We start from the raw sequence: 14009 nt of genomic DNA on the forward strand, positions 1-14009 counted from the left end.
ACGCTCAGACCGAGTGGGCCACTTCGTGCGTGTTATGCCGCGCCAGCAGTTCTTCTGCCAGTTGCAGATAGGCCTGCGCGCCTTTCGAGGTTTTGTCGTACGCCAGAATCGGCCGCCCATAACTGGGGGCCTCGGCCAGACGCACATTACGCGGGATGACGGTGTGGTACAGCTTGGAGGTGAAATGCTTGACCAGCTGATCCGATACCTGTTGTGCCAGGGTTGAACGCGGATCAAACATGGTCCGCAGCAACCCTTCAATTTCAATCCGGCGGTTCAAACTCTGGCGGATCCGGCGCAGCGTGCTGACCAGATCGGACAAACCTTCGAGCGCATAGTATTCGCATTGCATCGGGATCAGCACGGCGTCGGCAGCGACCAGGCCATTCAGGGTCAGCAGGTTCAGCGCAGGCGGGCAATCGATAATGACGAAATCATAGTTGCCCACCACCGGCGCCAGTGCCTGCTTCAGCCGCGATTCGCGCGCATCGGCTTCAACCAGTTCGACTTCAGCACCGGCCAGATCGCGCGTGGCGGGCAGCAGATCAAAGCCGCCGGTTTCCGAGGCAACCAGCACTTCCTGCACCGTCGATTCGCCAATCAACAAACTGTAGACCGTCGCTTTGACTTTGGTTTTATCGATGCCCGCGCCCATGGTGGCGTTGGCCTGCGGGTCCAGGTCGATCAGCATGACGCGCTTGCCCAGATGCACCAGGCTGGCGGCCAGGTTGACCGCCGTCGTGGTTTTGCCCACACCGCCTTTCTGATTGGCAATCGCGAGTACTCGCGTCATAGCGAACCTTGTTCCTTGATCATGACCAGACAGCGCTCGGCATCGACACCGGGCACCTTGAGCGTAATTACCTCGCCCGCAACGACATCCTTGGGCAGCAGCGCAATTTCTTCATAAGGATACACGCCTTTGAGCGCGGCCCAGTAGCCGCCCTCGGCCAGCAAATGGCGTGTCAGCTTGATAAATTCGCCCAGCTCGGCAAATGCACGCGAGGTGATCACATCGAACGGCGCTTCGGGTTGATAGCTTTCAACCCGCTCGCTGACCACGCTGACGTTGGGCAATTGCAGTTCCAGAATCGCCTGGCGCAAAAAAGTGGTTTTCTTGTGATTGGAATCCAGCAGCACCCAGTTCCAGTCCGGGCGCGCAATCGCCATGGGAATGCCCGGTGTACCGAAGCCGGAGCCCACATCCAGCAAGCGCGTACCGGCCGGGGCCTGCAGATGCGCCAGCGGCGCCAGCGAATCGAGCAAATGGTGCGGCACCATACGCGCCGGTTCGCGGATAGCGGTCAGGCTATAGGTCTTGTTCCATTTTTCCAGCAGGGCCACATAGGCCAGCAGTTTTTGCTGTTGCTGGGCATCCAGGCTCAGACCCAGCGTGGCCAGGCCGTCATTCAAAACTTGGTTCATGGTCGGATTCTTTTATATTTTCGGGTAGTTCAGCAGGCGCGCGGCCATTGCTCCACAACTTGTCCACAGCGTATCAACAGTGTGGAATCAGGCCGCCTTGCCTGCCGTTTCCAGTAATTGGCGTTTCTTTAAATGCACCAGCAACAAGGCAATCGCGGCGGGGGTAATGCCGGAAATGCGACTCGCCTGGCCGACCGTTTCGGGGCGATGCGTGTTGAGTTTCTGCTGCACTTCTTTCGATAACCCCACCACGCTGGCGTAATCAAACGCATCGGGCAGACGCAGATTGTCCAGATTATCGCGGCGCGATACTTCGTTTTGCTGACGGTCGATATAGCCCTGGTACTTGGTCTGGATTTCGACTTGCTCCGCCACCAGCGGATCATCGACCGAGGCTTCGCCTTCCTTGGGTTGTGCGGCCGTCATCGTCAACAAACTGGCGTAGGTGACTTCCGGGCGACGCAGCAAATCGGCCAGCGTGTATTCGCGCTCGATGGCTTTGCCCAGCACGCGTTCGGCATCGGCCGCATCCACTACGCGCGGGTTCACCCAGGTGGATTGCAGGCGCTGCATTTCGGCGGCGACGGCGTCGCGTTTGCGACAGAACATCTCCCACTGCGCATCGCCGACCAGGCCGAGCTTGCGGCCGACTTCGGTCAAGCGCAGATCGGCGTTGTCCTCGCGCAATTGCAGGCGGAATTCGGCGCGGCTGGTAAACATGCGGTACGGCTCGGTCACGCCGCTGGTGGTCAGATCGTCGACCAGCACGCCCAGATAGGCCTGGTCGCGCGCGGGCGTCCACGCGTCTTGTTCGCGCGCAAACAGCGCCGCGTTCAGCCCGGCAAACAGGCCTTGCGCAGCGGCTTCTTCGTAACCGGTGGTGCCATTGATCTGGCCCGCAAAAAACAAGCCGGCAATGGCTTTCGATTCAAAGCTGGCCTTGAGCGCGCGCGGATCAAAATAATCGTATTCGATGGCATAGCCCGGGCGCAGGATGCGCGCGTTTTCCAGGCCCTTCATCGATTGCACGGCGGCAATCTGGATATCAAAGGGCAGGCTGGTCGAGATGCCGTTGGGGTAAATCTCGTGGGTATCCAGACCTTCCGGTTCCAGGAAAATCTGGTGGCTGTCTTTATCGGCAAAGCGATTGATCTTGTCTTCAATCGACGGGCAATAACGCGGGCCCACGCCTTCAATCTTGCCGGTAAACATCGGGCTGCGATCAAAGCCGCTGCGGATGATGTCGTGCGTTTGCTGGTTGGTGTGCGCAATCCAGCACGGCAACTGGCGCGGATGCATGGCGCGGTTGCCACGTACGGAGAACACCGGCTCGGGCGTATCGCCAGGTTGTTCTTCCAGCACCGAGAAATCAATGGTGCGGCCATCAATGCGCGGTGGCGTGCCCGTCTTGAGGCGGCCCACCGGCAGATTCAGTTCGCGCAAGCGTTGCGACAGCGTGACGGACGCCGGATCACCCGCGCGGCCGCCGGTATGGTTTTCCAGGCCGACGTGGATTTTGCCGCCAAGAAAGGTGCCTGCGGTCAGCACCACGGCGGCGGCCTCAAAGCGGATGCCGATTTGCGTCACCACGCCGGTGACCTTGTCGCCATCGAGCGTCAGGTCATCCACCGCCTGCTGGAACAGATCAAGATTGACCTGGTTTTCCAACATATCGCGGATGGCGGCCTTGTAGCGGATGCGGTCCGCCTGGGCGCGGGTGGCGCGCACGGCCGGGCCTTTGGACGAATTGAGCGTACGGAACTGGATGCCACCCAGATCGGTGGCCAGCGCCATCGCGCCACCCAGCGCATCGACCTCGCGCACCAGATGGCCTTTGCCGATGCCGCCGATGGAGGGGTTACAGCTCATCTGCCCCAGCGTCTCGATATTGTGAGTCAGCAGCAGGGTGCGCTGGCCCATGCGCGCAGCAGCGAGCGCGGCTTCGGTGCCGGCGTGACCGCCGCCAACCACGATGACGTCATAACGAATGGGATAAAGCATGAGCGTAATTCCTGCTGCCATGAATCTGGACAAGGGGCAAGATTCTACGGCAAAACAGGGACTTGCGCTACGTGGGGCGGCCCGCAACCTGGCCGCGCGATCAAACCGCCTGGCCATAAAAAAGGCGCCCGCGGCGCCTTTTTTACGTGTTACATCAACTAGCTAGCCATCAGGCTGCCGGGCTCAGCACGCCATAGGTGTAGGCGGCTTCGAGCGCGGCACCGACGATGCCAGCATCGTTTTGCAGGGTGGCACCGGCCACTTCAAAACGGATGCCTTTCATTTCCGGCACAAATTTCTCGGCTTTTTTGCTGATACCGCCACCGATAATCACAAAGTCGGGCGACAGCAGCAGATCCAGATGCTGCAGATAGCCGTTCAGGCGCGGGTTGAATTCTTTCCATTTGAGGTCGAGGTCATCCTTGACCTTGCCCGAACAGTAATGCTCAGCGATGCCGTCTTTCGGGAAAATCAGATGACCGAATTCGGTATTGGTAATCAGCTTGCCGTCGACGATCAGCGCACTGCCGATGCCGGTGCCCAGCGTAATCACCAGCACTTTGCCCATCCGGCCCTTGGCGGCGCCGAATACCTGCTCGGCCAGACCGGCCGCATCGGCGTCATTCAGCAGTTTGATCGGTTGGCCCACCACGTCGGCAATGATCTGCTCGGCCGGGGCATTAATCCACGACTTGTCGACGTTGGCGGCCGACAGCGTGACGCCGTTGCGCACGATGGCGGGGAAGGTCACGCCGATCGGGCCGGTCCACTTGAAGTGTTCGACCAGTTGCTTGACGACCTTGGCCACCGCTTCCGGCGTGGCCGGCTTGGGCGTATCAATGCGTTCGCGCTCCGCCAGCAGTTCACCGGTTTCCACATTGACCGGAGCACCCTTGATGCCCGTGCCGCCGATATCAATACCCAACACTACTTTGGGCTGCCCTGCCACATTCGCCATGATTACTCCGTTGTACTGATCAGGAAACGCCGCGGACGCTCAAGCATCGCCACGCTGCGCAAAAATCTTTCGGGAATTTAACTGGCGGGCTGGCAAAGTCAAGCCCGGTAATGACCTGACCTGCCGCGTTACAACAGATGCGGCGGCCTAGCGCGCGCCGCTCTGCAGCTCAAGAAAACGCTTTTTGTCGGCGTCAGCGCGCTGCCTGATTGCAGCAATATCGGCCATCTTTTTCTGATCGTCCTGATCGATATCCGCCAGTTCTTTTTGCGCGGCGGCCATTTCGGCGCTCATATCGTCGGGCACCGCTTTTTTGGCCTTGTTGAACGACGAGATCTGCTTGTTCAGCTTTTCGATCTTTGCCTGCGCGCTTTGCCGGCGCGACTGGTTGGTCTGGATGGCGCCGTTGACGGCGTCGATCTGGCGATCGCGCAACAAATCAATTTCTTTGGTATTCGAGAACGACTGCAGCAAGGCACGGTCGCGGCGTTGCTGGTCTTGCTGATCCTGCTGCGCCTTCAGCCGGCGCGCGGTTTCTTCGGGATTTTCGGGCTGCGGCGGGGATTTGCGCACCATGCCCTGGCTGTCGAGCGTGCTCACGCCTTTGGGGGCGGCACTCAGCGGCGGCTTGTCGCTGTATTGCACGCGGCCGTTTTCATCGACCCAGCGATACAGCGTGGCATGCGCGGATTGCGCTGCCAGCATTAAAGCCAGCAGCGCCAACCATCCATAAAGCTTCATACTTTCCCCAGCCCTGTTGCGACATCCGGCTGAAAAAAGCGCTCAGGCTTTATGCAGGACGAATGCCATATTGTGCGCGGTAGGCCGCGACTTTCTCGCGATTGCCGGTCATACCGCTGGTATTTTCAAGATAGCCCACCAGATCATCCAGTGAAGCGATGGCAATGACGGGAATGCCAAACTGCTGCTGCACTTCCTGCACGGCCGACAAATCGCCCTGGCCGCGTTCCATGCGGTCCAGCGCAATCAATACACCGGCGGGCTCAGCCCCATGGCTGCGGATCATCGCGACCGATTCGCGCACCGAGGTCCCGGCCGAGATTACGTCGTCGATAATCAGCACCCGGCCTTTGAGCGGCGCGCCGACCAGTACACCGCCTTCGCCATGGTCTTTGGCTTCTTTGCGGTTATACGCAAACGGGGTGTTCAGCCCGGCTTGAGCCAGCGCCACAGACGTGGCGGCAGCCAGCACAATCCCCTTGTACGCCGGGCCAAACAGGACATCGAATTTCACACCGGAAGCCTGCACGGCCTGCGCATAAAATTGCGCCAGTGCACCGACTGAAGCGCCGTCGTTAAACAGCCCGGCATTAAAGAAGTACGGCGAGGTACGGCCGGCTTTGGTGATAAACTCGCCAAAGCACAGCACATTCTGTGCCACTGCAAATTCAATGAATTCGCGGCGGAAATCGGACATGGGTCAATACTCCTTGAAAGCTGCTGAATGCGCGGTCATGCAGGCCAGTCACTGCACTCCGCCGCACTGTAATCGAGGGTTACCGGCCAGACACATTCAGACGTCGGACTGCCGATTTTCGGTAACCCCGGTGACAAAAAACAGCATATTATGCCGCGCCGCTTCTGACGCGGCATGTTCAACTTCTTGAATAGATCAAAAAGGGTACGGCCTTGCGCATCGTTTCTGCCAACCTCAATGGCATCCGTTCCGCCGCCAACAAAGGCTTTTTTGACTGGCTGGCCCAGCATCAAGCCGACGTCATCGGCCTGCAGGAATTAAAGGCGCAAGACGCCGACCTGAGCGAGCTGATGCGTAACCCGCATGGCATGCACGGCTATTTTCACTTTGCGGAAAAGAAAGGTTACAGCGGTGTGGGTTTGTATTGCCGCAAGCAGCCCGACAACGTGGTAATCGGCCTTGGCATTCCGGATATCGACGCCGAAGGCCGCTACATTCAGGCGGACTTTGGCAATCTGTCGGTGGTGTCGATCTATCTGCCGTCGGGTTCCAGCGGCGAAGAGCGCCAGCAGGTCAAGTTTGCCTTTATGGAACGCTTCTGGACCCACCTGGCACATCTGGCGCAATGCGGTCGCGATATCGTGCTGCTGGGCGACTGGAATATCGCGCACCGCGAACTCGATCTCAAAAACTGGAAAGGCAATCTGAAGAACTCCGGCTTTTTGCCAGAAGAGCGCGAGTGGATAGGCCGGGTGTTTGATGAGCTGGGTTGGGTGGATGCGTGGCGCCGTCTATATCCGGATGCACCCGGTTATACCTGGTGGTCCAATCGGGGTCAGGCCTATGCCAAGGATGTGGGTTGGCGCATCGACTATCACATCGTTACGCCCAGCCTGGGCGACAAGCTGCAAAGCGCGCATATCTATAAAGACGTGAAGTTCTCAGACCACGCACCGCTGACGGTCGATTACGACTACGCATTCTAGGCAACGGATGCAGCACAGCAAAAGGGCGGGTCGCAGACCCGCCCTTTTGCTAATCCTGCCTCAAGCGCGCGAACTGCCGCGTGACATCACATCGATCCACACCGCCAGCAGCAGAATCGAGCCTTTGACGATCATCTGCCAGAACGAATCCACATCCAGCATCGACATGCCGTTATCCAGGCTGGCCATCACCAGCGCGCCGATCAAGGCGCCATGCACCGTGCCGACGCCACCGCGCATGGATGTGCCGCCTATAAAGCACGCAGCAATCGCGTCGAGCTCACCCATGGAACCGGCCGACGGTGAACCCGCCGCCAGGCGCGCCGTATTGACCACGCCAGCCAGCGCGCACATCAAACCCATGATGCCGAAGATGGCCAGTTTGACGCCGCGCACATTCACACCGGACAAACGCGTCGCCTCCATATTGCTGCCCACCGCGTAGATACGACGGCCGAATACGGTCTGGGTGGCGATATAGGTAAACACGCCCAGCAACACCATCAACAACAGCACCGGAATCGGAATGCCGTCATAGGCATTCAGCGTGCGCACAAAGCCAAAGATGACCGCGCCCGCCAGCACCACGCGGGCCACATCGCGCCACAGCGGCACCACCGGTAAACCGTAGCGCGTGTTGGCAATCCGCGTACGCCACGCCAGCACACCGGCAATTATCAACAACACCACGCCCAGCAAATCGCCCCACAGCGTTGGCAGATAACCCTGGCCCAGATAGACCAGTTGATCCGACACCGGCGCGATGGTCATCCCGCCCGTGACACCCAGCAGCACCCCGCGAAACGCCAGCATGCCAGCCAGACCGACGATAAACGACGGCACGCGCAACCACGCCGCCCAGTAACCGTTAAACAAACCAATCAGCAGACCCAGGCCAGCCACGATGGCCAGATTGAGGGCCAGCGGCATGTGGTAATTGACATCCAGCACTGCCGCCACGCCCCCGAGCAAGCCCAGCAAAGAGCCCACCGACAGATCGATCTCACCCGCGATAATGACAAACACCATGCCGCAGGCCAGCATGCCGGTAACCGACATTTGTCGCAGCAGATTGGAGAGGTTGCGCGGGGTCAGGTAACCGCCCTCGGTCTTCCAGGCAAAAAAGGCCCAGATCACCGCGATGGCAATCACCAGCGCCAGCACTTTGTACTGGCTGAACAATTGTTTGATGCCCGGCCAGCCGCCACCACGCGGCTGGCCCGAGCTGGAACCCGCGACGGGCGTTTCGACAGCGATAGTCATACAGTCACTCCATGTTCTGCGGCCACACTGGCCAATGGGGTCAGGGCTGCAGCCAGCACCTGTTCCTGGGTCAGGCCTTTATTGATGAATTCACCGCGCAACTCACCTTCGCCCATCACCAGCACGCGATCGCTCACGCCCAGCACTTCGGGCAATTCGCTCGAAACCATAATGATCGAGATGCCGGCTTTGGCCAGCTCCAGCATCAGTTTGTAGATTTCAAACTTGGCGCCGACGTCAACGCCGCGGGTGGGTTCATCCAGGATGAGAATGTCCGGCCGGGGTTGCAGCATCTTGGCCAGCACCACTTTTTGCTGGTTGCCACCGGACAAACCCGTAATCGGCAAATGCGGGCTGGAGGTCTTGATCTTGAGCCGGGCAATTTCGGCCATCACGCTCTGCAATTCCTCACCCTTGTCGATGCGACCGGCGTGGCTGTAGCGGTCCAGCACAGGCAGCGTCATATTCCAGCCCACGCCAAACTGCGGCACGATGCCGTGGTGCTTGCGGTCTTCCGGCACCATGCAGATGCCGTGTTTGATCGCCTTGATCGGGCTGGAAACATCGATCGCTTTACCATGCAATCTGACCGTGCCGCTGGATTTGCCGGGATAGGCGCCAAACAGGGTCGACACCAGTTCCGTGCGGCCGGCACCCACCAGCCCGGCGATGCCCAGGATTTCGCCGCGGCGCAGATGGAATGACACATCCTTGACCTTGCGGCGTGACGGGTTGGTTGGATCAAAGCAGGTGATATGGCTGGCTTCGAGCACCACCTCGCCAATCTCGTGCGGTTCGCGCGGGTACAGATCGCCGATTTCACGCCCCACCATCATCGCAATAATGCGTTCAACGTTGAGCGAGCCCATCGGCTGCGTCGCCACATGCACGCCATCGCGGATGACGCTGATGGTGTCGCAGATTTCAGCCACTTCATCCAGCTTGTGTGAGATATACACACACGCCACGCCCTTGGCCTTGAGTGCTTTGATGATGTTGAGCAGCACGCGGATTTCTGAGGTGGTGAGCGACGAGGACGGCTCATCCAGAATCAGCAATTTAGCGTTCTTGTTCAGTGCCTTGGCAATCTCGACCAATTGTTGCTGGCCACCGCCGTAGTGGTGCACCGGCAGCGCGACGTTGATATCGGGCATGTTCAGCTCGGCCATCATTTTCTGCGCTTGCTGGTGCATGGCCGAATAATTGAGGCGGCCGCCGGGCAAGGTGATTTCGTTGCCCAGAAAAATGTTTTCGGTGACCGACAACTCAGGCACCAGCATCAACTCCTGATGGATGATGACGATGCCGGCGGTCTCGGTTTCCTTGATGGAGTGCGCTTGCAGTGGCTGGCCTTGCCAGCGGATGTCGCCTTCCCATGTGCCGTGCGGGTACACCGCCGACAGCACCTTCATCAGCGTGGATTTACCCGCGCCATTTTCGCCGCACAGGCCGACGCATTCGCCAGCGCGGATGTGCAAATCGATGCCATCCAGCGCCTTCACGCCAGAGAACGATTTACGGATATTGCGCATTTCGAGCAGGAAATCAGACATCAGTCTTGTCCCCGGTACAGAAGAGGAAAATCACCGGGCCATGTTTCACGTGGAGCACGGCCCGGCGGACTGCGTGATTACTGCGCGGCCAGTTGCGCCGCGGTGTAGAAGTTGTCCTTCACCAATACGTCTTGCGCATTGTCTTTGGTCAGCATGGTCGGCTTGAGCAGCTTGGCATCCACCTTCTTCAGGCCATTGTCGTACTGGGTGTCATACGTGACCTTTTTGCCCTGGACCAGATCCACCGTCAGTTGCGCGGCTTCGCCAGCCAGCAGCTTGAGCGGCTTGTACACGGTCATGGTTTGCGTGCCGGCAATCACGCGCTTGACCGCGGCCAGGTCAGCATCCTGCCCCGACACCGGCACCTTGCCCGCCAGCTTTTGTGCCGCCAGCGCCTGGATGGCGCCGCCCGCCGTACCATCATTGGAAGCCACAATCGCGTCGATCTTGTTCTGGTTGGCGGTCAGCGCGTCTTCCACGATCGACAACGCTTTAGCCGGGCTCCATTCCGCCACCCATTGCTGGCCCACAATCTTGATGTCGCCCTTGTCGATATAAGGCTTGAGCACTTTCATCTGGCCATCGCGCAGCATGCGGGCGTTGCCATCCGTCGGTGAGCCGCCCAGCAAATAGAAATTGCCCTTGTTGCGCGCCTTCAGCACACCCTCGGCCTGCATCTCGCCCACCTTGGTGTTATCGAAGGTGATATAGGCATCGACGTCGGCATTGGCGATCAGCCGATCGTACGAGATCACTTTGATGCCGGCTTTTTTGGCTTCGCGGATGGCGTTGGCCAGCACATTGCCGTTAAACGGCACGATGACGATGGCGTCGACATTGCGCGAAATCAGGTTTTCGATTTGCGAAATCTGGCGTTGCTCGTTGGCATCTGCCGATTGCACAAATACCTTGGCGCCCAGTTTGTCGGCGGCAGCGACAAAGTAATCGCGATCGCGCGCCCAGCGTTCCAGGCGCAAATCGTCAATGCAGAAACCGATAACGGGCTTGTCTTTGCTGGCCATGGCGGCAGGGGCGGCAAAGCTCAGCAGAGCACCGGTAAGCAGGGCAGAGATCAGGGTCGTTTTCATGGGATGGCTCCTCAAACTACTTATCTGGTTTTATGTGCCAGTCGGCACGGGACAACGCAGGGACTTCCTCTGTAGCGGGTGCGGTCTACGCCGCTTGCTGGTCGTTCTGGTGAAACAGGGATGCAACACGGGCATACAACTGCTGGAATTTCGGTCGCCGCTGTGCAGCAAACCAGGCGGCGCGTTCGGCCTTGGGGGCATAGCGCGCGCGGACTGGCGGCACCGGGCAGATCGTGGCGATGGCGGCGGTGGGATCGAGCGCCAGATGCGCCAATCGGGCGGCACCCAATGCCGGGCCGACCTCACCGCCTTCGCGGCACACCAGCGGCCGATCAAGAATGTCGGCCAGCATCTGTACCCAGTATTCGCTGCGTGAACCGCCGCCAATGACGGTTACTTCGCTGGGGACCACGCCGCTGGCTTCCAGCGCGTCCACACCGTCCGCCAGGCCAAGGCCGACGCCTTCAAGCGTGGCATTGGCGAGGTCGCCGGCACGGGTGGACCCGGTCAGGCCAAAGAACACGCCCTGGGCCTCCGGATTGTTATGCGGTGTGCGTTCGCCCGACAGATAGGGCAGGAACAGCGGCGTCTGGGGGTCGATGCCGCGGCGTTCAGCGGCTTCCAGCAAGGCGGCGACATCGGCAAAACCGGTCAGGCCCGCAGTGAAATCCAGGCAGGCGGCGGCCGACAACATCACCGACATCAAATGCCAGGTATGCGGCAAAGCGTGGCAAAAGCTATGTACCGCGCCTTCCGGATTGGCGTGATAGCCGTCGCTGGCGGCGAAATACACGCCCGAGGTGCCCAGCGACAACATGGCCTGGCCCGGCGTGACGATGCCGACGCCGATGGCACCGGCTGCGTTATCGCTGGCGCCGGCAATGACCGGCACACTGCGCAAGCCCCACTGCGCTGCCAGTTCTGGTTTGAGGTGGCCGGTAATCTGGTTGCCTTCATACAGCTTGGGCATATGGGCGCGGCTGAGGCCGGTGGCGGCGAGGATTTCGTCGCTCCAGTCCCGGCGCGCCACATCCAGCCACAAGGTGCCGGCGGCATCGGACAGGTCGGTTGCAAAATCACCGGTCAGTTGGTAGCGCAGATAATCTTTGGGCAGCAACACGGTGGCAACGCGCGCGAAAATCTCCGGTTCATGCCGCGCCACCCATTTGAGCTTGGGCGCGGTAAAGCCGGGCATCATCAGGTTGCCGGTAATCTGGCGGGATTGCGGCACCAGCGCTTCCAGCTCGGCGCATTCGGCAAAAGCGCGGCCGTCGTTCCACAGGATGGCCGGGCGCAACACATTGCCCTGAGCATCCAGCAAGGTCGCGCCATGCATCTGGCCAGTCAGGCCGATGGCCTCGATATCCGAAGCGGGTACACCCAGCGCGGCGGCCTGTTGCACCAGTGTGCTGATGGCGGCGCTGCAGGCAGACCACCAGTCAGTCGGCGATTGTTCGGACCAGAGCGGTTGCGGTCGGCTGACCTGTAGCGGCGCGCTGGCGCTGGTCAGTACCTGTCCGTGACGATCCAGCAAAATGGCTTTGGCGCTGGAGGTGCCGAGGTCGATTCCGATAAACATTGCTATAGCCCTGTGCCTGGTGGCGCGATGGAATGCCGCACAGGTTGGGCTTGTAGTGAATGTCCAGCAATTACAAAATCTGCCGATTACGGCTATGTTTTTTGGCGGAAACGATGAGCGGTGCGATCAGGCAAAAATGCTGAAAAAGCCTGAAAAACCAATAGCCCGAGCGGCGCGCACAAGCGCACCGGTCGGGCGTAAGGTTCAAGCGTTCAGACCAGTAATCAGCCGTGAACGAAGCGGTTTACCACGTTTTCCAGATGCTCCTGACGGCCGCTCACATGCTGCGGCGCCAGGTTGTGTTGCAAAGCGTATTGCGCCACATCGTCCAGCGATTTCTGCCCCGCCAGCACGGCGCGGCCAAACTCGCCGTCCCAACCGGCGTAACGCTGCGCCTTGTTCTGGCCCAACACGTCGTTTTCGACCATGGCAGCCGCACGCTTCAGGCTGAGCGCCAGCACGTCCATGGCGCCAATGTGGCCCAGGAACAAGTCTTCAAGATCGCTGCTCTGGCGGCGCACTTTGGAATCAAAGTTGAAGCCGCCGGTAGTAAAGCCGCCACCCTTGAGGATTTCATACATGGCCAGCGTCATTTCTTCGACGCTATTGGGAAACTGATCCGTATCCCAGCCGTTTTGCGGATCGCCGCGGTTGGCGTCGATCGAACCAAACACACCCAGCGCAAACGCGGTGGCGATTTCATGCTGGAAGGAATGGCCCGCCAGCGTGGCGTGGTTGGCTTCGATATTGACCTTGATTTCGTTCTCCAGCCCGAATGCCTGCAAGAAGCCTTGCACGGTGGCCGTGTCGTAATCGTATTGATGCTTGGTCGGTTCTTGCGGCTTGGGCTCGATCAGAATGGTGCCCTTGAAGCCGATCTTGTGTTTGTGCTCCACCACCATCTGCATAAAGCGGCCCATCTGGGCGCGCTCGCGCTTCATATCGGTGTTGAGCAATGTTTCGTAGCCTTCACGGCCGCCCCACAGCACATAGTTGGCGCCGCCCAGGCGATGCGTAGCGCCCATGGCGTTGACCACTTGCGTGGCGGCCCAGGCAAACACTTCGGGGTTGGGATTGGTGGACGCACCGGCCGCATAGCGCGGATGGCTGAAGGCGTTGGCCGTGCCCCACAGCAATTTGACGCCGGTTTCGCTTTGCTTTTGCTCGAGGTAATCGACCATGTGCGCAAAGTTTTCGACGTAATCGCGGATCGAATTGCCTTCGCTGACTACATCGGCGTCGTGGAAGGTATAGAACGGGATCGACAATTTGGAAAAAAACTCGAACGCCGCATCGGCCTTGCCGCGTGCCACGCTGATGGCATCACCATCGCGATACCACGGGCGCTGGAATACGCCCGGACCAAACACGTCCGAACCCGGCCAGACAAAGGTATGCCAGTAGCACGCGGCCATGCGCAAATGCTCGGCCATGGTCTTGCCCAGCACCACAGCTTGCGGATCGTAATGGCGGAACGCGTACAGGTTATTGGTTTCCGGTCCTTCAAAACGGACCTTGCTGATATTGGCAAATACGTCGGCCATGGTCGGGCTCCACTTAACAGGTCATTGACGGCCGAATCCTAGGCGGTGTAGTCGCCGCTAAACAATTACGAATTCAGCCAGCCTGGCTAGCGTTTATTGGCAACGTGGTTTCTTCGCGGCGGGGCCAGGCCTAGAATCAGCCTCAGATTTTTGAGCGCCGTTGTTGTAACGCGC

At 59.6% G+C, this 14009-nt stretch carries 12 protein-coding genes; 1 reads left to right on the top strand and 11 read right to left on the bottom strand.

Annotation, left to right across the window (positions count from 1 at the left end; all coding sequences use genetic code 11):
* Window positions 1–4: 4 nt before the first annotated feature.
* The 6 genes from ACYQ1A_RS12180 to pyrE all read right to left on the bottom strand — a co-directional run bounded on the left by ACYQ1A_RS12180 (window position 5) and on the right by pyrE (window position 5822).
* A complete protein-coding gene (locus tag ACYQ1A_RS12180) occupies window positions 5–793 on the bottom strand; it encodes a ParA family protein (RefSeq protein ID WP_499362342.1) in 789 nt (262 codons plus the stop codon).
* Entirely contained in the window at window positions 790–1425 is a 636-nt protein-coding gene (gene rsmG, locus ACYQ1A_RS12185; RefSeq protein ID WP_499362344.1) for a 16S rRNA (guanine(527)-N(7))-methyltransferase RsmG, read from the bottom strand. Before rsmG ends, ACYQ1A_RS12180 begins: the two co-directional genes overlap by 4 nt.
* An 87-nt stretch (window positions 1426–1512) precedes the next feature.
* Window positions 1513–3426: a tRNA uridine-5-carboxymethylaminomethyl(34) synthesis enzyme MnmG gene (gene mnmG / locus ACYQ1A_RS12190; RefSeq protein WP_499362346.1), complete on the bottom strand. Its 1914-nt coding sequence runs from the start codon at window positions 3424–3426 to the stop codon at window positions 1513–1515.
* Window positions 3427–3595: 169 nt separating this feature from the next.
* Window positions 3596–4384, bottom strand: coding sequence for a polyphosphate--glucose phosphotransferase (ppgK, locus tag ACYQ1A_RS12195; protein ID WP_062220832.1), 789 nt, complete (start codon window positions 4382–4384; stop codon window positions 3596–3598).
* Between the two features lie 147 nt (window positions 4385–4531).
* Window positions 4532–5125, bottom strand: coding sequence for a DUF4124 domain-containing protein (locus ACYQ1A_RS12200; protein WP_499362348.1), 594 nt, complete (start codon window positions 5123–5125; stop codon window positions 4532–4534).
* A 49-nt stretch (window positions 5126–5174) separates the two neighbouring features.
* On the bottom strand, window positions 5175–5822 hold the full coding sequence (gene pyrE / locus ACYQ1A_RS12205) for an orotate phosphoribosyltransferase (RefSeq protein WP_499362350.1): 648 nt from the start codon (window positions 5820–5822) through the stop codon (window positions 5175–5177).
* A 212-nt stretch (window positions 5823–6034) separates the two neighbouring features.
* On the opposite strand from pyrE, the gene ACYQ1A_RS12210 reads away from it, so the two are divergent.
* Window positions 6035–6808 (top strand): exodeoxyribonuclease III, encoded by a 774-nt coding sequence (locus ACYQ1A_RS12210; protein ID WP_499362352.1) that lies wholly within the window; start codon window positions 6035–6037, stop codon window positions 6806–6808.
* A 60-nt stretch (window positions 6809–6868) separates the two neighbouring features.
* On the opposite strand, the gene ACYQ1A_RS12215 is transcribed toward ACYQ1A_RS12210, so the two are convergent.
* The 5 genes from ACYQ1A_RS12215 to xylA form a co-directional block, all read right to left on the bottom strand.
* The gene (locus tag ACYQ1A_RS12215) at window positions 6869–8071 is read right to left on the bottom strand and encodes a sugar ABC transporter permease (RefSeq protein WP_499362354.1); all 1203 of its coding nucleotides are present in this window, start codon (window positions 8069–8071) and stop codon (window positions 6869–6871) included.
* Window positions 8068–9624, bottom strand: coding sequence for a D-xylose ABC transporter ATP-binding protein (gene xylG, locus ACYQ1A_RS12220; protein ID WP_499362356.1), 1557 nt, complete (start codon window positions 9622–9624; stop codon window positions 8068–8070). The genes ACYQ1A_RS12215 and xylG overlap by 4 nt, the downstream gene beginning before the upstream one ends.
* A 77-nt stretch (window positions 9625–9701) precedes the next feature.
* Window positions 9702–10712 (bottom strand): D-xylose ABC transporter substrate-binding protein, encoded by a 1011-nt coding sequence (xylF, locus tag ACYQ1A_RS12225; RefSeq protein WP_499362357.1) that lies wholly within the window; start codon window positions 10710–10712, stop codon window positions 9702–9704.
* An 85-nt stretch (window positions 10713–10797) separates the two neighbouring features.
* Window positions 10798–12291, bottom strand: coding sequence for a xylulokinase (gene xylB / locus ACYQ1A_RS12230; protein WP_499362359.1), 1494 nt, complete (start codon window positions 12289–12291; stop codon window positions 10798–10800).
* 224 nt (window positions 12292–12515) lie between these two features.
* A complete protein-coding gene (gene xylA, locus ACYQ1A_RS12235) occupies window positions 12516–13835 on the bottom strand; it encodes a xylose isomerase (protein WP_499362361.1) in 1320 nt (439 codons plus the stop codon).
* Window positions 13836–14009 lie beyond the last annotated feature (174 nt).

The organism is Silvimonas sp. JCM 19000 (assembly GCF_054652575.1).